39 protein-coding genes are annotated in these 26,550 nt (G+C 39.8%); all 39 read right to left on the reverse strand.

Going from position 1 to position 26,550, the window contains the following annotated elements:
- Positions 1 to 4: 4 nt before the first annotated feature.
- The 39 genes from BW727_RS07160 to ftsH all read right to left on the reverse strand — a co-directional run bounded on the left by BW727_RS07160 (position 5) and on the right by ftsH (position 26,494).
- The gene (locus tag BW727_RS07160) at positions 5 to 802 is read right to left on the reverse strand and encodes an energy-coupling factor transporter transmembrane component T family protein (protein WP_062470697.1); all 798 of its coding nucleotides are present in this window, start codon (positions 800 to 802) and stop codon (positions 5 to 7) included.
- Positions 795 to 1,670 (reverse strand): energy-coupling factor ABC transporter ATP-binding protein, encoded by an 876-nt coding sequence (locus BW727_RS07165; protein ID WP_062470700.1) that lies wholly within the window; start codon positions 1,668 to 1,670, stop codon positions 795 to 797. Before BW727_RS07165 ends, BW727_RS07160 begins: the two co-directional genes overlap by 8 nt.
- Positions 1,646 to 2,485: an energy-coupling factor ABC transporter ATP-binding protein gene (locus BW727_RS07170; protein WP_062470964.1), complete on the reverse strand. Its 840-nt coding sequence runs from the start codon at positions 2,483 to 2,485 to the stop codon at positions 1,646 to 1,648. Before BW727_RS07170 ends, BW727_RS07165 begins: the two co-directional genes overlap by 25 nt.
- Before the next feature lie 386 nt (positions 2,486 to 2,871).
- Positions 2,872 to 3,252 (reverse strand): 50S ribosomal protein L17, encoded by a 381-nt coding sequence (rplQ, locus tag BW727_RS07175; RefSeq protein ID WP_062470704.1) that lies wholly within the window; start codon positions 3,250 to 3,252, stop codon positions 2,872 to 2,874.
- Positions 3,253 to 3,279: 27 nt separating this feature from the next.
- On the reverse strand, positions 3,280 to 4,224 hold the full coding sequence (locus tag BW727_RS07180; RefSeq protein ID WP_062470707.1) for a DNA-directed RNA polymerase subunit alpha: 945 nt from the start codon (positions 4,222 to 4,224) through the stop codon (positions 3,280 to 3,282).
- A 71-nt stretch (positions 4,225 to 4,295) separates the two neighbouring features.
- Entirely contained in the window at positions 4,296 to 4,682 is a 387-nt protein-coding gene (rpsK, locus tag BW727_RS07185) for a 30S ribosomal protein S11 (protein WP_062470710.1), read from the reverse strand.
- 26 nt (positions 4,683 to 4,708) lie between these two features.
- Entirely contained in the window at positions 4,709 to 5,074 is a 366-nt protein-coding gene (gene rpsM / locus BW727_RS07190; protein WP_062470713.1) for a 30S ribosomal protein S13, read from the reverse strand.
- Positions 5,075 to 5,094: 20 nt separating this feature from the next.
- Complete coding sequence (gene rpmJ, locus BW727_RS07195) at positions 5,095 to 5,208, reverse strand: 50S ribosomal protein L36 (protein WP_062470716.1); 114 nt, start codon at positions 5,206 to 5,208, stop codon at positions 5,095 to 5,097.
- Between the two features lie 33 nt (positions 5,209 to 5,241).
- The gene (gene infA / locus BW727_RS07200; protein WP_062470719.1) at positions 5,242 to 5,460 is read right to left on the reverse strand and encodes a translation initiation factor IF-1; all 219 of its coding nucleotides are present in this window, start codon (positions 5,458 to 5,460) and stop codon (positions 5,242 to 5,244) included.
- Between the two features lie 138 nt (positions 5,461 to 5,598).
- On the reverse strand, positions 5,599 to 6,249 hold the full coding sequence (locus BW727_RS07205) for an adenylate kinase (protein WP_062470722.1): 651 nt from the start codon (positions 6,247 to 6,249) through the stop codon (positions 5,599 to 5,601).
- 62 nt (positions 6,250 to 6,311) lie between these two features.
- A complete protein-coding gene (secY, locus tag BW727_RS07210) occupies positions 6,312 to 7,604 on the reverse strand; it encodes a preprotein translocase subunit SecY (protein WP_062470728.1) in 1,293 nt (430 codons plus the stop codon).
- Positions 7,604 to 8,044: a 50S ribosomal protein L15 gene (gene rplO / locus BW727_RS07215; RefSeq protein WP_062470733.1), complete on the reverse strand. Its 441-nt coding sequence runs from the start codon at positions 8,042 to 8,044 to the stop codon at positions 7,604 to 7,606. Before rplO ends, secY begins: the two co-directional genes overlap by 1 nt.
- Positions 8,045 to 8,077: 33 nt before the next feature.
- Complete coding sequence (rpmD, locus tag BW727_RS07220; protein WP_062470736.1) at positions 8,078 to 8,260, reverse strand: 50S ribosomal protein L30; 183 nt, start codon at positions 8,258 to 8,260, stop codon at positions 8,078 to 8,080.
- A gap of 14 nt (positions 8,261 to 8,274) precedes the next feature.
- Positions 8,275 to 8,775, reverse strand: coding sequence for a 30S ribosomal protein S5 (gene rpsE / locus BW727_RS07225; protein WP_062470739.1), 501 nt, complete (start codon positions 8,773 to 8,775; stop codon positions 8,275 to 8,277).
- A gap of 20 nt (positions 8,776 to 8,795) precedes the next feature.
- Positions 8,796 to 9,152 carry a 50S ribosomal protein L18 gene (gene rplR, locus BW727_RS07230; protein ID WP_077795808.1) on the reverse strand — a complete coding sequence of 119 codons (357 nt, stop codon included), beginning with the start codon at positions 9,150 to 9,152 and terminating at the stop codon, positions 8,796 to 8,798.
- Positions 9,153 to 9,206: 54 nt separating this feature from the next.
- Complete coding sequence (gene rplF / locus BW727_RS07235) at positions 9,207 to 9,743, reverse strand: 50S ribosomal protein L6 (protein WP_062470745.1); 537 nt, start codon at positions 9,741 to 9,743, stop codon at positions 9,207 to 9,209.
- Positions 9,744 to 9,783: 40 nt separating this feature from the next.
- The gene (gene rpsH / locus BW727_RS07240) at positions 9,784 to 10,182 is read right to left on the reverse strand and encodes a 30S ribosomal protein S8 (protein ID WP_062470748.1); all 399 of its coding nucleotides are present in this window, start codon (positions 10,180 to 10,182) and stop codon (positions 9,784 to 9,786) included.
- 34 nt (positions 10,183 to 10,216) lie between these two features.
- On the reverse strand, positions 10,217 to 10,402 hold the full coding sequence (locus tag BW727_RS07245) for a type Z 30S ribosomal protein S14 (protein WP_062470751.1): 186 nt from the start codon (positions 10,400 to 10,402) through the stop codon (positions 10,217 to 10,219).
- Between the two features lie 18 nt (positions 10,403 to 10,420).
- A complete protein-coding gene (gene rplE / locus BW727_RS07250) occupies positions 10,421 to 10,960 on the reverse strand; it encodes a 50S ribosomal protein L5 (protein WP_062470754.1) in 540 nt (179 codons plus the stop codon).
- 27 nt (positions 10,961 to 10,987) lie between these two features.
- Complete coding sequence (gene rplX, locus BW727_RS07255; RefSeq protein WP_062470757.1) at positions 10,988 to 11,296, reverse strand: 50S ribosomal protein L24; 309 nt, start codon at positions 11,294 to 11,296, stop codon at positions 10,988 to 10,990.
- A gap of 33 nt (positions 11,297 to 11,329) precedes the next feature.
- Positions 11,330 to 11,698 (reverse strand): 50S ribosomal protein L14, encoded by a 369-nt coding sequence (gene rplN, locus BW727_RS07260; protein WP_062470760.1) that lies wholly within the window; start codon positions 11,696 to 11,698, stop codon positions 11,330 to 11,332.
- A 43-nt stretch (positions 11,699 to 11,741) separates the two neighbouring features.
- Positions 11,742 to 12,008, reverse strand: a complete 267-nt coding sequence (gene rpsQ / locus BW727_RS07265; RefSeq protein ID WP_062470763.1) for a 30S ribosomal protein S17 — start codon at positions 12,006 to 12,008, stop codon at positions 11,742 to 11,744.
- Positions 12,009 to 12,032: 24 nt separating this feature from the next.
- A complete protein-coding gene (gene rpmC / locus BW727_RS07270; protein WP_062470770.1) occupies positions 12,033 to 12,230 on the reverse strand; it encodes a 50S ribosomal protein L29 in 198 nt (65 codons plus the stop codon).
- Positions 12,220 to 12,654, reverse strand: a complete 435-nt coding sequence (gene rplP / locus BW727_RS07275; RefSeq protein ID WP_062470782.1) for a 50S ribosomal protein L16 — start codon at positions 12,652 to 12,654, stop codon at positions 12,220 to 12,222. The genes rpmC and rplP overlap by 11 nt, the downstream gene beginning before the upstream one ends.
- 3 nt (positions 12,655 to 12,657) lie before the next feature.
- The gene (rpsC, locus tag BW727_RS07280; RefSeq protein WP_062470785.1) at positions 12,658 to 13,314 is read right to left on the reverse strand and encodes a 30S ribosomal protein S3; all 657 of its coding nucleotides are present in this window, start codon (positions 13,312 to 13,314) and stop codon (positions 12,658 to 12,660) included.
- Positions 13,315 to 13,317: 3 nt separating this feature from the next.
- Complete coding sequence (gene rplV, locus BW727_RS07285) at positions 13,318 to 13,674, reverse strand: 50S ribosomal protein L22 (RefSeq protein WP_062470788.1); 357 nt, start codon at positions 13,672 to 13,674, stop codon at positions 13,318 to 13,320.
- 20 nt (positions 13,675 to 13,694) lie between these two features.
- The gene (gene rpsS, locus BW727_RS07290; protein WP_062470791.1) at positions 13,695 to 13,976 is read right to left on the reverse strand and encodes a 30S ribosomal protein S19; all 282 of its coding nucleotides are present in this window, start codon (positions 13,974 to 13,976) and stop codon (positions 13,695 to 13,697) included.
- A gap of 46 nt (positions 13,977 to 14,022) precedes the next feature.
- Complete coding sequence (gene rplB / locus BW727_RS07295; protein ID WP_062470794.1) at positions 14,023 to 14,853, reverse strand: 50S ribosomal protein L2; 831 nt, start codon at positions 14,851 to 14,853, stop codon at positions 14,023 to 14,025.
- 44 nt (positions 14,854 to 14,897) lie between these two features.
- Complete coding sequence (rplW, locus tag BW727_RS07300) at positions 14,898 to 15,185, reverse strand: 50S ribosomal protein L23 (RefSeq protein ID WP_062470797.1); 288 nt, start codon at positions 15,183 to 15,185, stop codon at positions 14,898 to 14,900.
- Positions 15,185 to 15,808: a 50S ribosomal protein L4 gene (gene rplD / locus BW727_RS07305; RefSeq protein ID WP_062470799.1), complete on the reverse strand. Its 624-nt coding sequence runs from the start codon at positions 15,806 to 15,808 to the stop codon at positions 15,185 to 15,187. The genes rplW and rplD overlap by 1 nt, the downstream gene beginning before the upstream one ends.
- Positions 15,809 to 15,835: 27 nt before the next feature.
- Positions 15,836 to 16,471 (reverse strand): 50S ribosomal protein L3, encoded by a 636-nt coding sequence (gene rplC, locus BW727_RS07310; RefSeq protein WP_062470802.1) that lies wholly within the window; start codon positions 16,469 to 16,471, stop codon positions 15,836 to 15,838.
- 51 nt (positions 16,472 to 16,522) lie between these two features.
- Positions 16,523 to 16,831 carry a 30S ribosomal protein S10 gene (gene rpsJ / locus BW727_RS07315; RefSeq protein ID WP_062470805.1) on the reverse strand — a complete coding sequence of 103 codons (309 nt, stop codon included), beginning with the start codon at positions 16,829 to 16,831 and terminating at the stop codon, positions 16,523 to 16,525.
- Positions 16,832 to 17,177: 346 nt separating this feature from the next.
- Positions 17,178 to 18,365 carry an elongation factor Tu gene (gene tuf, locus BW727_RS07320; protein WP_062470809.1) on the reverse strand — a complete coding sequence of 396 codons (1,188 nt, stop codon included), beginning with the start codon at positions 18,363 to 18,365 and terminating at the stop codon, positions 17,178 to 17,180.
- 132 nt (positions 18,366 to 18,497) lie between these two features.
- A complete protein-coding gene (fusA, locus tag BW727_RS07325) occupies positions 18,498 to 20,582 on the reverse strand; it encodes an elongation factor G (protein ID WP_062470812.1) in 2,085 nt (694 codons plus the stop codon).
- A gap of 65 nt (positions 20,583 to 20,647) precedes the next feature.
- Entirely contained in the window at positions 20,648 to 21,118 is a 471-nt protein-coding gene (gene rpsG / locus BW727_RS07330; protein ID WP_062470815.1) for a 30S ribosomal protein S7, read from the reverse strand.
- 37 nt (positions 21,119 to 21,155) lie between these two features.
- Positions 21,156 to 21,578, reverse strand: coding sequence for a 30S ribosomal protein S12 (rpsL, locus tag BW727_RS07335; protein ID WP_062470818.1), 423 nt, complete (start codon positions 21,576 to 21,578; stop codon positions 21,156 to 21,158).
- A gap of 256 nt (positions 21,579 to 21,834) precedes the next feature.
- The gene (lysS, locus tag BW727_RS07340) at positions 21,835 to 23,310 is read right to left on the reverse strand and encodes a lysine--tRNA ligase (RefSeq protein ID WP_149025764.1); all 1,476 of its coding nucleotides are present in this window, start codon (positions 23,308 to 23,310) and stop codon (positions 21,835 to 21,837) included.
- Between the two features lie 117 nt (positions 23,311 to 23,427).
- On the reverse strand, positions 23,428 to 24,306 hold the full coding sequence (hslO, locus tag BW727_RS07345; RefSeq protein WP_062470823.1) for an Hsp33 family molecular chaperone HslO: 879 nt from the start codon (positions 24,304 to 24,306) through the stop codon (positions 23,428 to 23,430).
- 130 nt (positions 24,307 to 24,436) lie between these two features.
- Complete coding sequence (ftsH, locus tag BW727_RS07350; protein WP_062470826.1) at positions 24,437 to 26,494, reverse strand: ATP-dependent zinc metalloprotease FtsH; 2,058 nt, start codon at positions 26,492 to 26,494, stop codon at positions 24,437 to 24,439.
- Between the last annotated feature and the right edge of the window lie 56 nt (positions 26,495 to 26,550).

Raw genomic sequence — 26,550 nt, forward strand, 5'->3', positions numbered from 1 at the left:
AAAATTAATTTCTAATATAAAGTAAAACAAAAGTTAAGACCACAAACGCAAGGATAGCGAGTGAATCACGCACCTTCCAATCTAACTCTCGGTACTTTGTTCTGCCTTCCCCACCCTTATAACCACGTGCTTCCATCGCATTTGCGAGCTCATCAGCACGGTTAAACGAACTGACAAAGAGTGGTACTAGGATTGGGGTGACAGCTTTCATTTGTTGAATAATATTTCCTTCCCCAAAATCAACACCACGAGCCCGTTGTGCATTCATAATCTTTGATGCTTCATCCATTAAGGTTGGAACAAACCGGAGTGCTATGGACAACATAAGCGCTAACTCGTGTACGGGAACTTTAAATCGTTTCAAAGGACCTAGCAGTGATTCGATGGCATCGGTTAAGGATATCGGCATTGTCGTTAATGTAAGCAAGGTGGACATAAAAATAATCAGCACAAAACGCATAAAAATAAAAGCCCCGTTCATCAATCCAAAAGAAGTAATATTTAAGATTCCAAAACTAAAGTATGTGGTTCCACCGGTAGTAAATAGTATCTGCAAAATAACCGTAAAAGAAATGAGCCAAATAAGAGGTTTTACACCATTTATGAATACCTTAAACGGAATATCTGATAAATAAACACATAGGAAGGTAAACAGAGTCATCGCCAAGTAACTCCAAAAGTTATTAGCTAGAAAAATAACAATAATAAAATAGAACGTACCAATTAATTTAGTTCGAGGGTCTAATCGATGTACAATCGAATCCCCTTGTATATAGCGACCAAACAGCATTTTCTCAAGCATCTTGGCCACCTTCTTTCAATTTGGCAATAATTGCTGCAGCCAATTTACTTGTTCCTAAGGGATGTTGTTCGGCAAAATCAATACCAGTTTCTTGTGTAAAAGTTTGTAAAAACTGGAGGGATGCTGGTAAGCCCAACTGTTTTTCTTGGAGCCATTCAGCATGCTTAAATATCTCTTCTGGCGTCCCTGTTTTAACGACTGTCCCTTTTTCCATGATGATGACATGATCGGCGTAGGTAGCAACGTCATCCATCTGGTGGGTAACTAAAACGATAGTAATACCTTTTTCATCGTGTAACCTTTTAAACATGGTCATAATCTCACGCCGCCCAGCTGGATCCAGACCAGCTGTTGGCTCGTCTAAAACAAGTACTTCTGGTTTCATTGCTAAAACACCGGCTATGGCAACACGACGCATTTGTCCACCTGATAAATCAAAAGGAGAGCGTTCAAGGAAAGATTCGTCCAAACCTACTAAAGGCAGTGTTTCCTTGGCTAAAGCGAGTCCTTCTTCTTCAGAAGCACCAAAGTTCATCGGTCCAAAAGCAATATCTTTCGCAATCGTTTCTTCAAATAATTGCGATTCAGGAAATTGAAAAACAATCCCTACTTTTTGCCGGATGTATTTCAAATTTTTATTGTTGGTTTTGTTGTTAATAACTCGGTCACCAATCGTTACAGTGCCTTTAGTGGGTTTTAACAAGGCATTGAGGTGTTGAATCACTGTAGACTTTCCGCTGCCTGTATGACCAATTAAAGCCGTATACCCGCCCTCAGGTATAGCGAGGTTAACATCATAGAGGGCGCGGCTCTCAAAAGGCGTGCCTGCTCCATAAGAATACCCTACTTCTTTGAGAGTAATGTCCATAACCACTCCACCATCCCTTCCTCGGTTAAATAGCCCTCCGGTACTTTTAAACCTTGACGCGATAATTGGTATTTGAGTTTTTCAGGGAAGGGAATGTCTAACCCCATATTAATAATATCAGCTCCGACTGCAAATATTTCTTCAGGACGCCCAATTCGTTCTAAATGCCCCTCTTGCATTACAAAAATACGGTTGGCTTGTGCTGCCTCATCAATATCATGTGTAATCGATATAACCGTCAAGTTACGTTCTGCTTTCAATTTTTGAATGGTTTGGATAACTTCTTTTCGTCCTTTGGGGTCTAACATAGTAGTAGCCTCATCTAGAATAATGATTTCAGGGGCTAAAGCAATTATACCGGCAATCGCAACCCGTTGCTTTTGTCCACCTGATAAGCGCGCTGGTTCTTTATCCATAAACTCGTGCATATTAACCGTTTTGACGGCATCTTCTACGCGCTTCAACATTTCTTCTCGTGGTACACCAATATTCTCTAATCCAAAGGCAACGTCATCTTGAACCGTTGATCCGACAAACTGATTATCAGGGTTTTGAAAAACCATACCAACTCTTGTACGAATGTCCCATACGGTCTCCTCAGTCAATGTGATGCCATCAATAATCACTTGACCCACGCTCGCCTCAATTAAACCGTTAATCGTTTTTGCTAAGGTTGATTTACCCGATCCATTGGGACCAATGATTGCAATCCACTCACCTCTATTAATTGAAAAAGAAACATCATTAAGAGCAGGACGTAAGTCTTCTTCAGAATAAGTAAATGAAATATTTTTTAATTGAACCATTTCTTCCATCATCGTTAATCCTACTTCCTTCATACATTAATCTATCCGTATTTTATAGATGAATGCCCTACTTAATAAAGCATTTGTCACCTATCTAGTATACTGTAAAGACTAGTAAAATGCATTACAAAGTAAACGAATACCGTTCGTTCCCTAAAAAAATTCACAAAAAAAAGTGAGGCGTTCGCCTCACTTTTAACCTCGTTGAACGGGAGATTATAGTTAGAAAAAAAAATAGAGCTGAACTTGTTGTCCATCTCTTCTCACAATCAAATGGTGAGCCGCTTACGAAAATTCAAAAATTTTCGTAAGGGTCCACGAGCTAGACTCGACATTCTCAACCTTTCGGAAGAAGTCATCATCATAACGCTCTTTTCATCTGAAAATGTTTATTATTAAACGAATTCAATGATAACCATTGGCGCTGCGTCACCGCGGCGTGCTTCTGTTTTAAGAATACGTGTGTATCCACCTTGACGGTCAGTATAACGCTCTGCCAAGCCATTGAAAAGTTTTTGTAATGCACTTTCAACAACGATTTCTTCGTCTTCTTCACGGACATCTGCCATTTCGTTGCGAACAAATTTAGCTGCTGCACGACGAGAAGCGATGTCGCCACGTTTACCTAGTGTAATCATTTTTTCAACTGTTTTACGAACTTCTTTAGCGCGAGCTTCAGTTGTTACGATACGTTCGTTGATAATTAAATCAGTAGTTAAATCGCGTAGCATAGCTTTTCTTTGTGAACTTGTACGTCCTAATTTACGATAAGCCATTTCTGGTAATCCTCCTTTGTTGCAGTACTAGTCCTCTTGGCGTAAACCTAAATCTAATTCAGTTAATTTATTTTTAACTTCATCGAGTGATTTACGTCCGAGATTACGCACTTTAATCATTTCTGCTTCTGACTTTTCAGTCAATTCTTGAATTGTGTTGATTCCTGCACGTTTCAAACAGTTGTATGAACGAACAGAAAGATCGAGTTCTTCGATAGTCATTTCAAGCATTTTCTCTTTTTGAGTTTCCTCTTTTTCAACCATTACCTCTACCTTGCGAGCTTCATCAGTAAGGTTAACGAAAATGTTTAAATGTTCTGTAAGGATTTTAGCTGCTAGACTGAGGGCTTCTTCCGGATTAACGGAACCATCTGTCCAAACATCTAACGTTAGTTTGTCATACATGTTTTGTTGACCAATACGTGTATTCTCAACTTGGTAGTTGACCTTTTTAACAGGCGTGAAAATCGAATCTACAGGGATAACACCAATTGGCATATTCTCTGTTTTGTTGTGTTCAGAACGAACATAACCGCGACCGTTTTTCGCGTCCATACGTACATGAAAATGTGCGCCTTCAGCTACAGTACAAATGTATAAATCAGGGTTTAATACTTCTATATCACTATCGTGATTGATATCCGCTGCAGTTACGACTGCTGGACCTTTTACATCAATTTCAATTGTCTTATCTTCTGAGGTAAAGAATTTCAAAGCTAATTGTTTTATGTTTAAGACGATTTGTGTAACATCTTCTAACACACCTTCAATTGCTGAATATTCATGCAGGACACCATCAATTTGAATGGTAGATACAGCAGTACCTGGTAAAGAAGACAAGAGAATACGACGTAATGAGTTACCAAGCGTTGTCCCATATCCCCGTTCAAGTGGTTCTACAACGAATTTGCCAAATGTAGCATCTTCGCTGATCTCAATCGTTTCAATTCTTGGTTTTTCAATTTCGATCATATGTCAATATACCCCTTTCAAAACGGTCGTTCATCCTAGTGAGGCCATTTCGATATACCATCTGGATAAAATTATACCCGGCGACGTTTCGGTGGACGGCATCCATTGTGAGGAATAGGAGTAACATCACGAATAGCTGTAACTTCCAATCCTGCAGCTTGAAGAGCACGGATTGCTGATTCACGTCCTGAACCAGGACCTTTAACTGCAACTTCTACAGTCTTCATTCCGTTTTCCATTGCTACTTTTGCTGTTGCTTCTGCTGCCATTTGTGCTGCAAATGGTGTAGATTTACGAGAACCTCTAAAGCCTAACGCTCCTGCTGATGACCATGAAATAGCATTTCCATGAACGTCAGTAATCATAACGATAGTGTTGTTAAATGTAGAACGAATGTGTGCTACACCTGACTCAATATTCTTTTTTACACGACGTTTGCGTGATACTTTTTTAGCCATGAAGTTTTAACCTCCTTCACTTATTCTTATTTTTTCTTACCAGCGATTGCTTTTGCGCGACCTTTACGGGTACGTGCATTATTTTTTGTGTTTTGTCCACGAACTGGCAAACCACGACGGTGACGAACACCTCTATAAGAACCGATTTCCATCAAACGTTTGATGTTTAAGCTGACTTCACGACGTAAGTCACCTTCGATTTTTAGTTTATCCACTTCTGAACGAATGCGATCTAATTCATCGTTTGTTAGGTCACGAACACGAGTTTCTTCTGAAACGTCTGCAGCAGCCAAAACTTTTTGAGCTGTTGTATTTCCGATTCCGAAAATATATGTTAATGAGATAACGATGCGTTTGTCACGCGGAATATCTACTCCAGCGATACGAGCCATTGAATGGCACCTCCTTGTTATTATCCTTGGCGTTGTTTGTGTTTAGGATTTTCGCAAATCACCATAACACGGCCGTTTCTGCGAATGACTTTACATTTTTCACAAATAGGCTTTACTGATGCTCTAACTTTCATTCTTATTTCCTCCTTTAAAATGATGGAGTGGCATTATTTGAAACGATATGTGATACGGCCGCGTGTAAGATCGTACGGGGATAATTCCACCGTTACTTTATCTCCAGGCAGAATACGGATGTAGTTCATCCGGATTTTTCCAGACACATGTGCAAGCACAATATGGCCGTTTTCAAGTTCAACCTTAAACATTGCATTTGGCAAAGTTTCAGCGACTATTCCTTCAATTTCAATGACATCATCTTTCGCCATTTTTATACCTCCTCACATTCTGCTGACCTGATTAAGTATGTCTTGTCGTTGCATTTATTTTACACTAACTGCTATATTATAGCATAATAAACAGCTATTGCAAAGATAATGTTTAACAAAAACACGCCTTACTCTTGTCTATTCAATGATTTCTTGGATCTCAACAAACACGTTATCAATTCCAATTTCACCATCAACAGTATGGAGTAATCCTTTTTTAGAATAAAATTCTAAAATGGGTGCGGATTGTTCTTGGTTAATGCGAATACGATTTTCCACTGTTTCAGGTTTGTCATCTTCTCTTTGGTACAAATCAGTGCTGCCACATCGATCACATACCCCTGCTACTTTTGGTGGGTGATTTATAATGTGATAAGTAGCGCCACAGTTGCGGCAAATGATTCTACCTGTCAAGCGGGCCATTAATACTTCAGGATTCACATCAATGTTAATGACTGCGTCAATCTCTCGATTTAATTCAGTCATAATTTGATCTAAAGCAATCGCTTGATCCATTGTTCTAGGGAACCCATCAAGTAAAAAGCCATTCATAGTATCTGCTTCTTGCAAGCGTTCCTTCACAATACCATTTGTAACTTCATCAGGAACTAATTCACCTTTATCCATAAAAGATTTAGCTGACATTCCTAATGCCGTTTCATTTTTTATAGCAGCACGAAACATATCACCTGTTGATATATGAGGGATTTCATATTTTGCAACAATACGCTCTGCTTGTGTTCCTTTCCCTGCTCCGGGAAGTCCTGTAATAATCAGGTTCTTCTTCATCTCTTCGCCTCCTTATACAAATGCAAGTTGTGGTAGTGGGGCATTACCCCACACACAGCTTACTATTGAATAAATCCTTGATAATTGCGTTTCACCAATCGTCCTTCAATTTGTCGTGCAGTATCTAAAGCGACACCCACTACAATTAATAGACTAGTTCCTCCAAGAGCTAATGTGTCTGGAAGGTTCCATAATGATGATGCTACAATTGGCAACAGGGCAATCAAGCCTAGAAACACGGCACCGACCGTACTTAAACGCATCAGCATACCTGTAATATAATCTTCTGTTTCTCTTCCGGGGCGTACACTTGGAATGTAAGCACCTGATCTTTGTAGATTTTCTGCCATTTTTTCAGGATTAATCTGAATCAAAGCATAAAAATACGTGAAGACAACAATTAAGATTGTGTAAATGACAGCTCCAATAGGCTCACGGAAGTTAAATATAGTATTTAACACGGTGTACCATGTTGTTTCACTCGAACTAGCTGCAAAAAAACCTAAGATTGTTTGCGGCGTCATCATGAATGAGCTGGCAAATATTACCGGGATAACTCCAGCAGAGTTAATTTTTAATGGTAAATGTGCTGCCTGGTTTGATCCAGTTGCTCTTTTTGAATATTGAATCGGAATTCTACGTTCAGCTTGTTGAATAAACACTACGAAAATTACGAGCATAATGATTGCAACAAGCAAAGCTGCTGCAAAAATAATGTTGGTTGTTAGCTGGTCTCCTGCATCAACAAATCGATCTTGATAAAAGGTTACCAAGTCGCTCGGGATACGTGCCACAATACCAGAAAAGATGATGAGAGAAGTCCCATTACCAATTCCATGCTGCGTGATGGAGTCACCAATAAAGATAACAAACATCGAACCAGCAGTCATTATCAAAGCGATAGTGAGGTAGGTTGACAGTCCAGGATCTCGAATCAATCCCAAATTGGATAATTGATTGAAACCAATGGAAATACCGATAGATTGTAGAAAGGCAAGTACTACAGCCATGTATTTCGTTGTTTGATTCAACTTTCTTCTACCCACGTCCCCTTGTTTCGACCATTCTGTAAATTTAGGAATGATATCCATTTGGAGAAGTTGAACAACGATAGAAGCAGTAATGTATGGTGAGACACCTAGAGCAAAAATGGAGTACTGACTAAGTGCTCCACCACCGAAAGTATTTAGTAAACTAAACAATCCAGTTGTTGCTAGATTTTTAATGGCGCCTGCATCAACACCTGGCACAGTTACATGCGTTCCAATTCGAAACACAATTAACATAGACAAGGTGAAGAATATTCTATTCCTAATGTCCTTAGTCTGAAATGCTGTTTTCAGAAGTTTAAACATTAGATCACCTCAACAGTTCCACCTGCAGCCAGAATTGCTTCTTTTGCTGCTTCTGAAAATTGATGTGCTTTAACAGATAGTTTTTTCTCAATTGCACCTTTAGCTAAAATTTTGATGCCGGATTTTTCATCACGGACAACGCCTGTTTCAACTAACAATGCTGGAGTAACTTCTGTACCTTCTTCGAAACGATTTAATGTTTCTAAGTTAACTACTGCGTACTCTTTATTATTGATATTTGTAAATCCACGTTTTGGAATACGACGGAACAATGGTTGTTGTCCACCTTCAAAACCTAGTCTTACTCCACCACCTGAACGAGCTTTTTGACCTTTATGTCCACGTCCGGATGTTTTACCATTACCAGATGATGAGCCACGGCCAACGCGGTTACGTACTTTACGAGAACCTTCTGCGGGTTGCAATTCATGAAGTTTCATATTTCTTGGGCACCTCCTTCATTATTGATTTGGTTATTTTACTTCTTCAACTTCGACTAAATGGCTAATTGTTTTAACCATGCCAGTGATTGCGTCGTTGACAGGTTTCACAACAGACTTGCCAATTTTGTTTAGGCCAAGAGCCTTTGCAGTATCTTTTTGGTTTTGAGGACGTCCAATCACGCTGCGCTTTAAAGTGATCTTTAATTCTGCCATTATGTGTATCCCCCTTAACCTGTAATTTCGTCTACGGATTTGCCACGTAATGCAGCAACTTCCTCAACTCTTTTTAATTGTGTTAAACCGTCAACAGTAGCGCGAACCATGTTGATTGGTGTGCTTGATCCTAGAGATTTGGATGTGATGTCAGCAATACCTGCTAATTCAACAATAGCACGTACAGGACCTCCAGCAGAAACCCCAGAACCGGATAGAGCTGGCTTCAACAGAACGTGTCCGCCATTAAAACGTCCAACAGATGCATGAGGAATTGTTGTTCCAACTGTAGGGACTTCAATCAAGTTTTTCTTAGCAGATTCGATTGCTTTACGAATTGCTTCAGGAACTTCTGCAGCTTTACCTGTTCCAAAACCAACGTGGCCATTTTTGTCACCAACTACTACTAAAGCAGAAAAACGTAAACGACGTCCACCTTTAACAACTTTAGTAACGCGGTTAATCGCAACAACGCGATCTTCTAAATCTAAATTTGATGGGTCAATGTATACCATGTGTGGGTATCCTCCTTTTCTTAGAAATCTAGTCCGTTTTCACGTGCAGCTTCAGCCAATGCTTGTACACGGCCGTGGTATAGATAGCCACCGCGGTCAAAGACAACTTTTCCAAGTCCTTTTTCCTTCGCGCGTTCAGCAATAACTTTACCTACAACTGCTGCATCTTCTATTTTTGTACCATTTTCTTTTACATCTAATTTACTAGAGGCACTTGCTAGCGTCACACCCGCTACGTCATCAATTAATTGAGCGTAGATGTGTTTATTAGAACGGAATACGTTCAAGCGTGGGCACAAAGCAGTACCAGAAATTTTTCTTCTTACACGAGCATGTCTAGATAGACGTACTTTATTTTTATCTGGTTTCGTAATCACAATTGTCACCTCTTTAATTTTAATTTTTAGGCTGCAAAAAATAATAACTGGAAATTATTTACCAGTTTTACCTTCTTTGCGGCGGATAATTTCGTCAACATACTTAATCCCTTTGCCTTTATATGGCTCTGGTGGACGTACGCCACGAACGTTAGCTGCTAGAGCGCCAACTTTTTCTTTGTTTACGCCAGAAATAACAATTTTAGTGTTTGAAGGTACTTCCACAAGTACATCTTCTTCTGGAGTAAATTCAACGGGATGAGAGTAACCAACGTTCAATACAAGTTTTTTACCTTGTAATTGAGCACGGTAACCAACCCCAACTAAGTCTAGTTCTTTCTTAAATCCTTCTGAAACACCTACTACCATATTGTTAAATAGGGCACGGACTGTTCCGTGAAGTGACTTTGTGAACTTTTCTTCGTTAGGACGAGTAAAAGTTACAATATTATCTTCAATATTAATTGTAATCAAGTCACTGAATGTTTGAGTTAATTCGCCTTTAGGGCCTTTAACAACAATCGTGTTTCCATCTTGAGTTACGGTTACGCCAGCTGGGATTTCTACTAGTTTATTACCAATACGACTCACAGGGCTGCACCTCCTTGTTTTTTTATGGGATCAGATTGGATTACCAAACGTAAGCCAATACTTCTCCACCAATGTTTTTAGCTCTTGCTTCTTTGTCTGTAAAAACACCTTCAGATGTTGATACAATTGCGATTCCAAGTCCGTTTAATACGCGCGGAACATCGCCAGCTTTAGCGAATACACGCAAACCTGGTTTAGAAATACGTTTTAGTCCAGTAATAACGCGTTCGTTATCTGCACCATATTTCATGAATACACGAATAACATTTTGTTTGTCATCTTCGATGACATCGTAGTTTTTGATAAATCCTTCATTTTTAAGGATTTTTGCGATTTCCAACTTCATGTTAGAAGCAGGTACCTCAAGACTCGCATGGCGAACCATGTTAGCATTACGAATACGAGTAAGGAAATCTGCGATTGGATCTGTCATAACCATTAACTTTTACCTCCTTCTTACGGGTTATCGCTGATTACCAGCTTGCTTTCTTCATACCAGGGATTTGACCTTTGTAAGCTAGTTCTCGCAAACAAATACGGCACAATTTGAACTTACGGTAAACAGAACGTGGTCGTCCACAACGTTGGCAACGTGAATGTTCTTGAGTAGAAAATTTAGCAGGGCGTTCACTTTTTGCGACCATAGATTTTTTAGCCATTTACATTGCTCCCTTCGATTATTTTTGGAATGGCATTCCTAATTGCGTTAGCATTTCTTTTGATTCTTCATCTGTGTTTGCAGTTGTAACAATAACAATATCCATACCGCGCACTTTGTCAACTCTATCATAGTCAACTTCAGGGAAAATCAATTGTTCTTTAACACCTAGTGTATAGTTTCCACGTCCATCGAAGGAACGCTTGCTGATACCACGGAAGTCACGCACACGTGGTAGTGAAACTGTAACTAGTTTGTCTAAGAAGTCGTACATTCTTTCGCCACGTAGGGTTACTTTTGTTCCGATAGCCATACCTTCACGTAGACGATATGCAGCGATTGATTTTTTTGCGTATGTGATAATTGGTTTTTGACCTGAGATCAAAGTTAATTCTTCAACAGCTTTTTCCAATGATTTAGCATTTGAAACAGCTTCACCAACACCCATGTTAATAACAATTTTATCAACTTTAGGTACTTGCATGATTGAAGTATAACCAAATTTTTCCATCATTGATGGTGTAATTTCTTTAGTGTATTTTTCTTTCAAACGGTTCATTTAACGAAATCCTCCCTTCTTAAATAATTAGCCGATAACTTCGCCGGTCTTCTTAGCAAAGCGGACTTTTTTACCGTCTTCAACTTTGTAACCCACTTTTGTTGGTTCACCAGTTTTAGGATCGATTAGCATCACGTTTGAAACGTGAACGGAAGCTTCTTCTTCAAGAATACCGCCAGTTGCGTTTGTTTGAGAAGCTTTACGGTGCTTCTTAACTATGTTGATGCCTTCTACGATGACACGGTCTTTTTTAGGCAACGTTTTAAGGATTACGCCTTCTTTGCCTTTATCTTTTCCAGTAATAACTTTGACTTTATCGCCAACTTTTACGTGCATAAGTTGTTGCACCTCCTTCAATAATACGGTTTATTACAATACTTCTGGAGCAAGGGAAACAATCTTCATGTAGTTACTATCGCGTAATTCACGAGCAACTGGTCCAAAGATACGTGTTCCACGTGGGCTTTTGTCGTCACGGATAATCACACATGCATTTTCATCGAATTTTATGTATGAACCATCTTTACGATGAGCACCTGATTTTGTACGAACAATAACAGCTTTAACAATTTCACCTTTTTTGACAACACCACCGGGTGTAGCTTGTTTAACTGATGCAACAATAACGTCGCCAATATTAGCATACTTACGTCCAGAGCCACCCAATACCTTGATTGCAAGAACTTCTCTAGCACCAGAGTTATCGGCAACTTTTAAACGAGATTCTGTTTGGATCACTTCAGTTTCCTCCTTCCGGATTAGGGATTACTTCAAATTTAAATTAGATAATTACAGATTCTTCTACGATATCCAGCAAACGGAAGTGTTTAGTTGCGGACAACGGACGAGTTTCCATAATTTTTACAACGTCACCCATTTTAGCTTGGTTGTTTTCATCATGTGCTTTAAACTTTTTAGAATAGCGCACACGTTTACCGTATGTAGGATGGTTTTTGTATGTAGATACTTCTACAACAATTGTTTTGTCCATCTTATCGGAAACAACTTTACCTTGGTAGACTTTACGTTGATTACGTTCTTCAGTCATTTATTAGTCTCCTCCTTTGCTGAATTACTGATTTTGCAATTCTTGCTGACGCAAAACTGTTTTAATGCGCGCAATTGATTTGCGAACTTCTTTTAGTCGGGCAGTATTTTCAAGTTGCCCCGTAGCAAGTTGGAATCGTAGATTGAAAAGCTCTTCCTTGAAAGATGCTTCTTTTTCAATCATTTCAGCAGTGGATAATTCTTTGATTTCATTAGCCTTCATTCGATTCACCACCAATTTCTGTACGTTTTACTATTTTTGTTTTAATTGGCAATTTATGTGATGCCAAACGTAAAGCTTCACGTGCTACTTCTTCAGAAACGCCGCCAACTTCAAACATGATTTTACCACGTTTAACAGGGGAAACCCAACCTTCTGGAGCACCTTTACCTTTACCCATACGAACACCAATAGCTTTAGATGTATAAGATTTGTGAGGGAAGATTTTAATCCAAACTTTCCCACCACGTTTCATGTAACGAGTCATTGCAATACGAGCTGCTTCAATCTGACGGTTTGTGATCCAACTTGAACCTACTGCTTGTAAACCGTACTCACCAAAAGCAACTTCTTTACCACCTTTTGCTTCTCCGCGCATTTTTCCACGGAATTCACGACGGTGTTTTACACGTTTAGGTACTAACATTGATTATTTCCCTCCTTTCTGTGTTTCTTTACGAGCTGGTAATACCTCTCCACGATAAATCCAGACTTTAACGCCGATTTTTCCGTAAGTAGTATCTGCTTCTTCCCATGCATAGTCAATATCTGCACGTAATGTATGCAACGGAACTGATCCTTCAGAGTGAACCTCTTTACGAGCCATGTCCGCTCCATTTAAACGACCTGATACCATTGTTTTGATACCTTTAGCGCCTGAACGCATTGTACGTTGGATTGCTTGTTTTTGTGCACGACGGAAAGCAACACGACTTTCAAGTTGTTTTGCAATTCCTTCTGCAACAAGTTTAGCGTCCAAATCTGCTCTTTTAATTTCAACAATATTAATATGAACACGTTTGTTAGTTAGAGCGTTAAGGTTTTTACGTAGTTTTTCAACTTCAGATCCACCTTTACCAATAACCATACCTGGCTTAGCAGTGTGAATAGAAATGTTAACACGGTTAGCAGCACGTTCAATTTCAACACGTGAAACTGAAGATTCGCTAAGGTTTTTAGCAATATATTCACGAATTTTCAAGTCTTCATGTAAGAAATTAGCGAAGTCTTTCTCTGCGTACCATTTTGCATCCCAGTCACGAATAATGCCTATACGCATTCCGATTGGATTAATTTTTTGACCCACAGATTATCCCTCCTTCTTTTCTGATACCACAACTGTAATGTGGCTCGTACGTTTCATGATTGGTGAAGCTGAACCTTTTGCACGTGGGCGGAAACGTTTCATAGTTGCACCCTCGTTAACATAAGCTTCACTTACTACCAAGTTTTCAATATCTAAATCATAATTATGTTCTGCGTTTGCAATAGCTGACATTAAAACTTTTTCCACTACTGGTGAAGCACCACGTGGTGTCAATTTTAAAATAGAAATTGCTTCTCCAATACTTTTCCCTCTGATAAGATCCACTACTAGTCGAACCTTACGAGGTGCGATGCGAACAGTATTAGCAGTTGCTCTTGCAGCTGTGATTTGTTCTGCCATGTTTATTCCTCCCCTCGTAATTAACGACGTCCTGTTTTCTTATCGGTTGATGCATGTCCACGATATGTTCTTGTAGGAGCGAATTCTCCCAATTTGTGTCCAACCATATCCTCTTGGATATAAACTGGAACGTGTTTTCTTCCATCATATACTGCGATTGTTAGGCCAATGAATTGTGGGAAGATTGTTGAACGACGTGACCAAGTTTTAACAACTTGTTTCTTCTCGCTCTTTCTTGCCACTTCAACTTTTTTCATAAGATGCTCATCAGCGAAAGGTCCTTTTTTCAAGCTACGACTCATGGTGAAGCCTCCTTCCAAATCTCTTCATTTCATATCAAGTTACGATTTATTTTTTACGTCCACGAACAATTAGCTTGCTTGACTTAGCTTTTTTATTACGAGTCTTCATACCAATTGTAGGTTTGCCCCATGGAGATCTTGGAGATGTAAGTCCGATTGGTGCTTTACCTTCACCACCACCGTGTGGGTGATCATTCGGGTTCATAACAGATCCACGTACAGTAGGTCTTTTACCTAACCAACGGTTACGTCCTGCTTTACCAATGTTGATTAATTCGTGTTGTTCGTTACCAACTGTACCAATTGTAGCACGACAAGCTGAAAAAATCATACGTACTTCGCCTGAATTCAAACGAACGAGTGTGTATTTTTCTTCTTGTCCTAAAACTTGTGCTGAAGTACCAGCTGAACGAATCAATTGTCCACCTTTACCAGGTTTCATTTCAATGTTGTGAATGAAAGTACCAACTGGAATATTTACCAATGGTAATGCATTCCCTACTTTGATATCAACATTTTCCCCTGATTCGATTTTTTGACCAACTTGAATCCCTTTAGGTGCAATGATATATGTTTTAACACCGTTTGAGTAATGAATTAATGCGATATTAGCTGTACGGTTTGGATCGTATTCAACAGACGCAACAGTTCCGACTACTCCGTCAGTGTTACGTTTGAAATCGATAATACGGTACGAGCGTTTATGTCCACCAGCTTGGTGACGGACAGTGATTTTACCTTGGTTATTACGACCGGCATGTTTGTTATTTTTTTCTAACAAAGTTTTTTCAGGTGTTGTTTTCGTAATTTCTGCGAAATCAGAACCTGTCATATTACGACGGCCGTTTGTGGTAGGTTTGTATTTCTTAATCGCCACGTTGTTTTCCCTCCTATGTATTAATGTAGGTAATTAAATAGTTCTTATTCTTCGTCGAATAGTTCGATTCCTTTTGAACTTTCAGTCAAAGTCACGATTGCTTTACGACGTTTCTTTGTATAGCCTTGATGTCTGCCCATACGTTTCAATTTGCCGCGTACATTCATAATGTTAACTTTCTCAACTTCTACTCCAAACACTTTTTCAACTGCTTGTTTCACGTGAGTTTTGTTCGCACGAACGTTTACTTCGAAGGTATATTTTTTATCGTCCATTACAAGCATGGAAGCTTCAGTAATTACGGGACGTAAAATGATATCGTGTAATTCCATTATTGAAGAGCCTCCTCTACCTTAGAAAGAGCAGCTTGTGTTAGAACTAGTTTGTTGTTAGATACAATATCTAATACATTCAGACCGTTTTCTCCCAATACAGTAACATTAGGTAGGTTACGTGCTGACAATGTTGCGAAGTCGTTATCCGTATCCATAACTACTAATACTTTGGAGTCAACATTTAAGTTCGTTAACACTTTTGCAAATTCTTTTGTTTTTGGTGCGTCGAAAGTTAATTGATCCAATACAATCAAGTTTCCTTCAGCAACTTTTTGTGAAAGTGCTGATTTAAGAGCTAAACGACGAACTTTTTTGTTTAATTTATATTGGTAAGAACGAGGTGTTGGTCCGAAGACAACGCCACCGCCAACCCATTGTGGTGAACGGATAGATCCTTGACGTGCACGACCTGTTCCTTTTTGACGCCATGGTTTACGACCACCACCGCGTACGGCGCTACGGTTTTTAACTGCGTGTGTTCCTTGTCTTAATGAAGCACGTTGCATAATAATTGCATCAAAAATGACGCTTTCGTTTGGTTCGATACCGAAGATATCTTCGTTTAATGTTACCTCACCATTTGTTGTACCATCTTGTTTAAATAAACTTACGTTAGGCATATTTCTCGCTCCTCCTTTCTAGAATATTTATTTAGCAGCTTTATGAGCTGAACGAATTTCGATTAGTGATTTTTTAGATCCAGGTACGTTTCCTTTAATAAGGATTACGTTGTTCTCTACATCTACTTTAACAATTTCTAAGTTTTGAATCGTTGTACGATCGCCACCCATTTGACCAGCAAGCTTTTTCCCTTTGAAAACGCGTGATGGATCAGATGCGCCACCCATTGAACCAGGGCGACGGTGGTAACGAGAACCGTGTGTTTCTGGTCCACGAGATTGGCCATGACGTTTAATTACGCCTTGGTAACCGTGTCCTTTAGATGTACCAGTGACATCAATGATGTCTCCTGCTTGAAATACATCTACTGTAATTTCTTTTCCTACTTCGTACTCTCCCAGCTCAACATCTTTGAATTCCTTAATGAAGCGCTTAGGGGCAGTTTTTGCTTTTGCTGCATGACCTTTAGCAGGTTTGTTTGTCAAAACTTCACGTTTATCTTGGTAACCTAATTGAATTGCTTCGTATCCATCAGTTTCTACTGTTTTAACTTGTAGAACTACGTTTGGAGTAGCTTCGATCACTGTTACTGGTACTAGTTCACCATTTTCAGTAAAGAATTGCGTCATACCTACTTTTTTGCCTAAGATTCCTTTGGTCATGGTAACACCTCCGTTGTTTTTAGTTTTTTAAAATTTTGGGTTAATCATAAACTATAGTTTGATTTCGATGTCTACGCCAGATGGTAAATCTAGTTTCATCAATGCATCAACGGTTTTACTTGTTGGGTTGATGATATCAATCAAACGTTTGTGCGTTAGAATCTCGAATTGCTCACGTGAATCTTTATATTTATGTGGTGAACGAATCACTGTATACAATTCTCTTTCAGTAGGCAATGGAATTGGACCTGAAACAGAAGCTCCTGTTCTTTTAGCCGTTTCCACAATCTTGTCTGCTGATTGATCTAGTGCGCGGTGTTCGTAAGCTTTTAAGCGAATACGAATTTTTTGTTTTGCCATGTTATTTCCCTCCTTCGTCATATGTAAATCATAAGACTAGCTCCACGAAAATTTAACCGGCCTCGCCCTCCGTGGCAAAGCGTCCGGGCGTGTCGCAACCTCTCGTTTCTTAGCTAGAGTCCCAAAAGCTGAGACCACTTGTGTTTGTTACTTTCGTAATTTCACACTTGATTAGTATACAGGGTATTGAATACTTTTGCAAGTCTTTTTATTTATAAATGTTTAATTAATTTTATATGCCTCTTTATATAGTAGAAATGATATTTATGGGACTTTTTTATAGTTGTTTTACAACATAAAAAAACAGATAGAGAGCGTACTCTCTATCTGTTTAAATTCGTATTAATTAGCCGTCGATAGTAGAAACAACGCCGGATCCTACTGTACGTCCACCTTCACGAACTGAGAAACGAGTTCCGTCTTCAATAGCGATTGGGTGAATTAATTCAACTTGCATTTTTACGTTATCGCCAGGCATAACCATTTCCACGCCTTCTGGTAACTCAACAACACCAGTTACGTCAGTTGTACGGAAATAGAATTGTGGGCGGTAGTTTGAGAAGAATGGAGTATGACGTCCGCCTTCTTCTTTAGATAGTACATAAACTTCAGCTGTAAATTTAGTATGCGGTGTGATTGTACCTGGTTTAGCAAGTACTTGTCCACGTTGAATGTCATCACGTTGAACACCACGTAGCAATGCACCAATGTTGTCGCCAGCTTCAGCGTAATCCAACAATTTACGGAACATTTCTACACCAGTTACAGTAGATTTTTTAACGTCTTCTTCGATACCAACAATTTCAACTTCGTCTCCGACTTTGATTTGTCCACGTTCTACACGTCCTGTTGCTACAGTACCACGACCAGTAATTGAGAATACGTCCTCAACTGGCATCATGAATGGTTTGTCTGTATCACGAACTGGGTTTGGAATGTATGTATCAACAGCTTCCATCAATTCTAGGATTTTAGCTTCGTATTCTTCAACGCCTTCTAGAGCTTTCAATGCAGAACCAGCAATAACTGGAGTGTCATCACCAGGGAAGTCGTAGTCAGATAATAGATCGCGAACTTCCATTTCTACTAATTCAAGCAATTCTTCGTCGTCAACCATGTCCATTTTGTTCAAGAAAACAACGATGTATGGAACACCAACGTTACGTGACAATAGGATATGTTCACGAGTTTGTGGCATTGGACCATCAGCTGCAGATACAACTAAGATAGCGCCGTCCATTTGTGCAGCACCAGTAATCATGTTCTTAACGTAGTCCGCGTGACCTGGGCAGTCCACGTGAGCATAGTGACGAGCAGGTGTTTCGTATTCTACGTGAGAAGTGTTAATTGTAATTCCACGTTCTCTTTCTTCTGGAGCGTTATCTACTGATGCGTAGTCAACTGCTGCTCCACCGTAGTTTTTAGCCAAAACTGTTGTGATTGCTGCTGTTAGAGTTGTTTTACCGTGGTCAACGTGTCCAATAGTCCCAACGTTAACATGGGGTTTTGAACGGTCGAATTTTTCTTTAGCCATTATTAATTTCCTCCTAATATAAGTATGTGTTTTATTTTATAGACTACTGCAAATTCGAGTCGCCTATCACTATAAAGTATACTGACCGCGACATCAAATTGCAATATTTCAATCTTTTATTAGAAACAATGATTAAGCATTTTTACCGCTTTTTTCAATGATTTCTTCTTGAATTGATTTTGGAACTGCTTCGTAATGATCAAATGTCATTGTAAAGGTTCCGCGTCCTTGTGTAGCTGAACGAATTGTTGTTGCGTAACCAAACATTTCTGATAAAGGAATACTTCCTTTAACGATTTGTGCGTTACCACGAGCAGTTGTACCTTCGATACGTCCGCGACGTGCACTTACGTGTCCCATTACATCTCCTAAATATTCTTCAGGAACTGTAATTTCTACAGCCATCATCGGTTCTAAAATAGCAGGGTCAGCTTTCTTAGCAGCATTACGCAATGCTAGAGAAGCAGCAACCTTAAATGCTGTTTCAGACGAGTCAACATCATGGTAAGAACCATCATATAGCTTCGCTTTTACGTCAACTAATGGATATCCAGCAAGAACACCATTTTCCATTGAGTCTTTCAAACCTGCTTCAACTGCTGGGACGTATTCACGAGGAACAACCCCACCAACGATTGCATTTTCGAATTCAAAGCCAGCGCCTTCTTCGTTAGGTGAAAATTCAATCCAAACGTGTCCGAATTGTCCTTTACCACCTGATTGACGAACGAATTTACCTTCAGCTTGAACAGTCTTACGGAATGCTTCACGATATGAAACTTGTGGAGCACCTACAGAAGCTTCTACCTTAAACTCACGTAGCATACGGTCAACGATGATATCCAAATGCAACTCTCCCATACCGGCAATAACAGTTTGACCTGTTTCTACGTTTGTATGTGCACGGAAGGTTGGATCTTCTTCAGATAGTTTTTGTAATGCTACGCCCATTTTGTCTTGGTCTGCTTTTGATTTAGGCTCAATTGCAACTTCGATAACTGGTTCTGGGAATTCCATTGTTTCAAGGATGATATGACGTTTTTCGTCACATAGCGTATCCCCTGTACCGGTATCTTTCAATCCAACTGCTGCAGCGATATCTCCAGAGAATACCTCAGGAATTTCGCTTCGGCTGTTCGCATGCATTTGTAGGATACGTCCTACACGCTCACGTTTACCTTTTGTAGCATTATAGACATAAGAACCAGATTGTAATGTTCCAGAATAGACACGGAAGAATGTTAAACGACCAACAAACGGGTCAGTCATAACTTTAAATGCAAGTGCTGCAAATGGCTCATCATCATCTGATGGAACCGCAACTTCTTCGTCTGTTTCAGGAATAATACCTGTAATAGCAGCAACATCAGTTGGTGCTGGTAGGTAATCAATAACAGCATCTAGAGCCAATTGAACACCTTTATTTTTAAATGCTGAAGCACAAAGTACAGGGAAGAATTCTACGTTAACTGTTGCGCGACGGATACCAGCTTTTAATTCATCAATAGTGATTTCTTCACCTTCAAGGTATTTCATCATCATTTCTTCGTCTGTTTCCGCAACAGCTTCAATTAATTTTGTATTCCACTCTTCTGCAATTTCTAAGTACTCCGCTGGAATATCTTCTTCATGGTATTCCCTACCGTCTTCTGAATCATAAATTTCTGCTTTCATTTGTACCAAGTCAATGATCCCAGTGAAGTTATCTTCAGATCCAATTGGTAATTGGATTGGGTGAGCATTAGCATCAAGGCGGTCATGAAGCGTACTGTTTGAATACAAGAAGTCAGCACCTATTTTGTCCATTTTGTTGATTAGAACAATACGAGGAACACCGTATGTTGTTGCTTGACGCCAAACTGTTTCAGTTTGAGGCTCAACACCTGATTGAGCATCTAACAATGCAACAGCGCCGTCTAGCACACGTAGAGAACGTTCCACTTCGACTGTAAAGTCAACGTGACCCGGAGTATCAATGATATTTACGCGGTGACCTTTCCACTGTGCAGTTGTAGCTGCGGAAGTAATCGTAATTCCACGTTCTTGCTCTTGTGCCATCCAGTCCATTTGTGCCCCACCATCGTGAGTTTCACCAATTTTATGGATTCGACCAGTGTAATAAAGGATACGTTCAGTTGTCGTTGTTTTACCAGCGTCAATATGAGCCATGATTCCGATATTTCTCGTGTTAGTTAGAGAGAATTCTCTTTTTCCCATGTGCGTCGTACACCTCTTTCAGTTTATTATTTGTTAATTCATAAAAGATATAGTTAAAAAAGTGATTACCAACGATAGTGAGCGAACGCTCTGTTGGCATCTGCCATTTTGTGTACATCTTCGCGTTTACGAACAGATGCACCTGTGTTGTTTGCTGCATCCATGATTTCTTTAGCTAATCTTTCTTCCATGGTATCTTCACCACGTAGACGAGAGTAGTTTACTAGCCAACGAAGTGCTAAGGCTGTACGACGTTCTGGACGAACTTCGACCGGCACTTGATAGTTAGAACCCCCTACACGACGAGCTTTTACTTCTAGAACAGGCATGATATTTTTCATTGCTTGTTCGTAAACTTCAATTGGTTCATTACCAGTTGAATCTTTGATGATGTCAAATGCATTATATAAAATAGTTGCTGCTTTTCCGCGTTTTCCATCAACCATTAGGCGGTTGATTGTGCGAGTAACCAATTTAGAATTGTAAATTGGGTCTGGCATAACTTCACGTTTAGCGACTGGACCTTTACGAGGCATACTGACTCCTCCTTCCTAGAGAATGTTTTATATGTGATTATTTTTTACTTGCTTTAGGTTTTTTAGCACCGTATTTTGAACGTGATTGCATACGGCCATTTACACCAGCTGTATCCAAAGCACCACGTACGATATGGTAACGTACCCCTGGTAAGTCTTTTACACGTCCACCGCGAATAAGTACCACGCTATGTTCTTGTAAGTTATGACCAATACCTGGAATATAAGCTGTTACTTCCAAAAGGTTTGATAAACGCACACGCGCATATTTACGCAAAGCCGAGTTAGGTTTTTTAGGAGTCATTGTTCCAACACGCGTACAAACACCACGTTTTTGAGGTGAGTTTGTATATGTTACTTCTTTTTTAGCACTGTTATATCCTCTTCCTAAAGCAGGAGTATCGGATTTTTGAACAGTAGATTTACGAGGTTTGCGAACTAATTGATTAATTGTAGGCATTTTGTTTCCTCCTTCCTCATTTCATAATTTTCTTGGTCCACACATCCAGGTGGTCCTTATTTGTCGAAAAATAAATAATCGAACAAAATTCGATTTTAATTTGGTGTGTAAAGGTATGCAACCAGCCAGAACGACTGAATTTCTTTTTCAGGAAACTGTGCACAAATTCACCTTTGTAATAGTACCATGCTTATTTTAATCCGTCAACACTAAAATAAAAAAAGATGATTTTTTTATCATCTTTTTTTATCTACACTTATTCTTCTATGTTTCGCATAGTTGGGAAGAGTAAGATATCGCGAATCGATTGGCTATCTGTTAATAGCATCACCATCCGGTCAATACCAATTCCCAATCCACCTGTTGGCGGCATACCATGTTCTAGCGCTTCGATAAAGTCTTCATCCACACCATGTGCTTCTTCATTTCCCTGTTCCTTCTCTACAGCTTGTGCTTCAAACCGTTCGCGTTGATCAATTGGATCAGTTAACTCAGTAAAAGCATTCGCATACTCTTTACCTACAACGAAAAACTCAAAACGATCGGTGAACCGCGGATCTTTTTCATTTTTACGCGCAAGTGGAGAAATAGCGGTTGGGTGGCCATAGATAAAGGTTGGTTGAACCAATTCATCCTCTACAAACATTTCAAAGAACTCATTCACCACATGACCATATGTCATATGCTCCGTTATCGGAACATTATGTTCGTGAGCGATAGCACGTGCTTCTTCGTCTGACATTTCTTGCCAGAAATCAACACCTGTTTTTTCTTTAATCGCATCTACCATATGAATACGAGCGTACGGTCCAGCCATATTTAATTCTGTACCTGCATATGTAATGGCAGTTGTTCCTTTTACTTTCTCGGTAACATATTGGAAGATACCTTCAACCAATTCCATGACATCATAATAATCGGTATAAGCGGTATAAACTTCTATCATAGTGAACTCCGGATTGTGTGTGGTATCAATTCCCTCATTACGGAAGACACGACCAATTTCATAAACTTTCTCCATGCCACCAATGACTAGACGTTTCAAGTGAAGCTCTAAAGCAATACGCATGTACAGTTCCATATCCAGTGCATTGTGATGAGTCACAAAAGGTTTTGCAGTTGCACCACCGGCTAAATTATGTAGGACGGGCGTTTCCACTTCTAAGTATCCTCTGTCGTTTAGATAGTGACGAACTTCAGAAACAACCCGACTACGAGTTACAAAGCGTTCAAAACTATCTTGATTACTGATTAAATCTAAATAACGTTGACGATATTTCTGTTCCACATTTGTCAACCCGTGGAATTTGTCTGGCAAGGGACGTAACGCTTTGGTTAAGTGAACAAATTGGCTTGGTTTTACTGTTACTTCCCCTGTGTTAGTTTTCATAACCGAACCGACAACTCCTACAATATCACCTAGGTCAGCATGATCAAATAGGTTGTAATCTTCTTCACCAACAGCATCTTTTCGCACATAAATTTGAATACGGCCTTGGCTGTCTTGTAAATGTGCAAAACCGACTTTCCCTTTTCCGCGCTTTGTAACAATTCGTCCCGCAATCGCTACTTCTACATGCTTTTCTTCAATTTCCTCTTTTGTCAATTCATCGTAGGCTGTATGCAATTCAGCAGACAAATGGGTTCGTTTAAATCCATTACTAAATGGATCCTTACCCTCATCGCGTAATTGTTGCATCTTCTCACGGCGAATGATCAATTGGTCATTCATTTCTTCATGATGATTTTCTTGACTCAATGCGGTCACTCCGTTCTTGTTATATCTACTATACTGTCTTCCCTATATTGCCAAGAAACACGTGAAATTGCAAGACGTCCATTGCATTTTTTATATTTTTGCTAATAATTCGGTTAGTTCTGCTTCATCATAGTAGTATTTGTTCTCACAGAAATGACAAACAACTTCCGCTCCGTGATCTTCTTCAATAATCGTTTGGAGTTCTTCTCGACCAATTGCCGCAAGTCCGTCTTTAAAGCGTTCGCGAGAACAGTCACATTTGAATTGAACGGGCATTTTTTCAATAAAACGCACATTATCTTTACCTAGTATTTTTATTAAAACATCTTCAGGTTTTGCGCCATCTTCCATAAATCGTGACACAAGCGGTAAATCTGCTATGTTTTTCTCGATTTGACTAATGGCTGCATCCGTTGCGCCAGGTAAGACTTGAATCATAAAACCACCGGCTACTTTGATGGAGTCATCCGTATCCACCAAGACGCTCAAGCCAACCGCTGAAGGAATTTGTTCGGAGTTTACCATATAATAAGTAAAATCTTCTCCTAACTCCCCACTTACAAGTGGGACTTGCCCAGTAAAGGGTTCTTTTAACCCTAAGTCTTTAATAACCGACAACGTTCCTTCCGTTCCAACAACCGCCCGAACATCTAACTTGCCATTTTCATTTAAAGGTAAGCTAACATTTGGGTTTTGGATATAAGCACGCACGTCTCCTTGGCCATTAGCTCCTGCCACGATTCTACCGCCTAATCCATTCCCGTTAATCATAACGGTCATTTTATCATCATTTTTTAACCCAGTTGTTGCGATAAGGAGTGTTCCTACCATCGCTCTTCCAAGTGCTGCTGAAGAAGCACTCCAAGTATCGTGACGTCGTTGCGCTTCAGCAACTGTTTGAGTAGCATCTACTGCATATACACGGAATTGACTATCGTAAGCCAACCCTTTTACTAAATAATCTGTCATTTTTTCCTCCTATAAAGGGTATCCCTTTTTTTAACATATTTATATTCTACTACAGCTTTTAGTATTACCAAATAACTTGCCTAGAAAAGAATAGAGTGAGAAGTTCAGGAACCTCCCACTCTAAACTTTTCTATTCTTCTTCGGAAGATTTCTCTTCTCGTTCTTCTTCTTCATGTTCCTCTTCTTGCTCTTCTTGACGTTTTGCTTCTTTTTTTTCTAAAGCACGTTTGGCTTGATCAAATGAAGCTGCTGATTCACTTGGGTATTCTTCATCACCTTTTTCAACTGGCATTTCGCCTGTCTCAAAAAGGCTCTTGATTGTTTTCTCATCCAAGGTCTCAAGTTCAAGAAGTTTTTCAGCAATCAGGTTGAGTTGTTCACGATGTTTGGTAATGATAGCTCGTGCTTCTTCGTGGGCTTCTCCCATGATACGGCGAACTTCGGAATCAATTTGGTAAGCAATATCTTCAGAATAAGCGCGTTTAGAGCCGTAATCACGGCCTACAAAAACCTGGCTATTTCCTTCATATTGAACGGTACCTAGTTTTTCACTCATCCCATATTCAGTAACCATACTTCGAACCAAGTTTGTCGCTTGTTGGAAGTCATTACTTGCACCGGTTGTTTGAGCGTCAAAGACAATCTCTTCAGCTAAACGTCCACCTAGAAGTCCAACAACTTGCTCAAACAGCTCAGTTTTCGTCATCAAGAAACGGTCTTCTTTTGGAAGCATAATTGCATAGCCACCAGCACGTCCACGCGGCACAATTGTAACTTTGTGAACCGTTCGGGCGTCGCTCAAGACCATTCCAACTACGGTATGACCCGCTTCGTGATAGGCTACCATCTTACGCTCTTGCTTACTGATTGTTTTATCCTTTTTAGCAGGTCCAGCAATAACTCGGTCGTGTGCTTCATCAATATCAAGAGCATCAATAACCGTTTTACCACGTCGTGCTGCTACTAAAGCTGACTCATTTAATAAGTTTTCTAAATCTGCTCCAGTAAATCCTGGAGTTTGTTGCGCGATGACTTGCAAATCAACATCATTAGCAATTGGCTTGTTACGAGCATGAACTTTCAGAATTGCTTTTCGTCCTTTTACATCAGGACGGCCAACTAAAACTTGGCGGTCGAAACGACCTGGGCGAAGCAAAGCGGGATCGAGGACGTCCGAACGGTTGGTTGCCGCAATGACAATCACACCTTCGTTACCTTGGAACCCATCCATCTCAACCAATAGTTGGTTTAAGGTTTGTTCACGCTCATCATGTCCGCCACCCATACCAGCGCCACGTTGACGACCAACTGCATCGATTTCATCAATAAAGATAATAGATGGTGCAGCTTTTTTAGCATTTTCAAATAAGTCACGAACACGACTTGCTCCAACCCCAACAAACATCTCTACAAATTCAGAACCTGAAATGGAGAAGAATGGAACGCCAGCTTCACCAGCAACTGCTTTAGCTAGTAGTGTCTTCCCGGTCCCTGGTGGCCCTTCTAAAAGAACACCTGCGGGAATACGTGCACCGAGTGCTGTGAAACGTCGTGGATCTTTCAAGAATTCTACAACTTCTACTAATTCTTGTTTTTCTTCTTCAGCTCCAGCAACATCAGAGAAGCGCACTTTAACGTTTGTCTTAGAGACATCTTCATTTTTCGTTTTACCGAAATTCATAACGTTACGGCCGCCGCCACCTTTGGCACCACCTTGGCCCATCATCATGTACATAAAGAATATAAAGATAACAAGTGGTAGAATTGTAAACAAGAGACTCACCCAGGCACCTGATTGATCTTGTTCGACAACAGTGATTTCAGTATTGGTTTGTTCAGCTAATTCGCCGATTTTACCTAGCGTTGCGTCATTTGGTAATACGACCGTCGTAAAGGCTGTCGTAGTTGCTTCGGTATCATCAAAGAGAATAAGATTGGCTGCGCTTGATTCATTCGCAATTTCACGTTCTTCTCGATATTCCCCTACAACCTCCCAAACACCTGCGCCTGGCTGCATACTAAATTCTTTGATTTCTTCGTTCTCTAACTCATTGACAAATTCTGTCGTGGTAATCGCTTGACTGGCTTCAGTTCCTGTACCATTTGTAACCATTGTTACAACAGCGACAACTGCTAGGAAGATAAGGATCCAGAATCCAGTGCTTTTAAAAAGTTTATTGTTTTTCATATGACCCTCCTTGCAGATAGAATGCCTCTTTGGGCTCTTATCTTACACGTATTGTG

This window comes from Jeotgalibaca dankookensis (assembly GCF_002005405.1).
Taxonomy (GTDB): domain Bacteria; phylum Bacillota; class Bacilli; order Lactobacillales; family Aerococcaceae; genus Jeotgalibaca; species Jeotgalibaca dankookensis.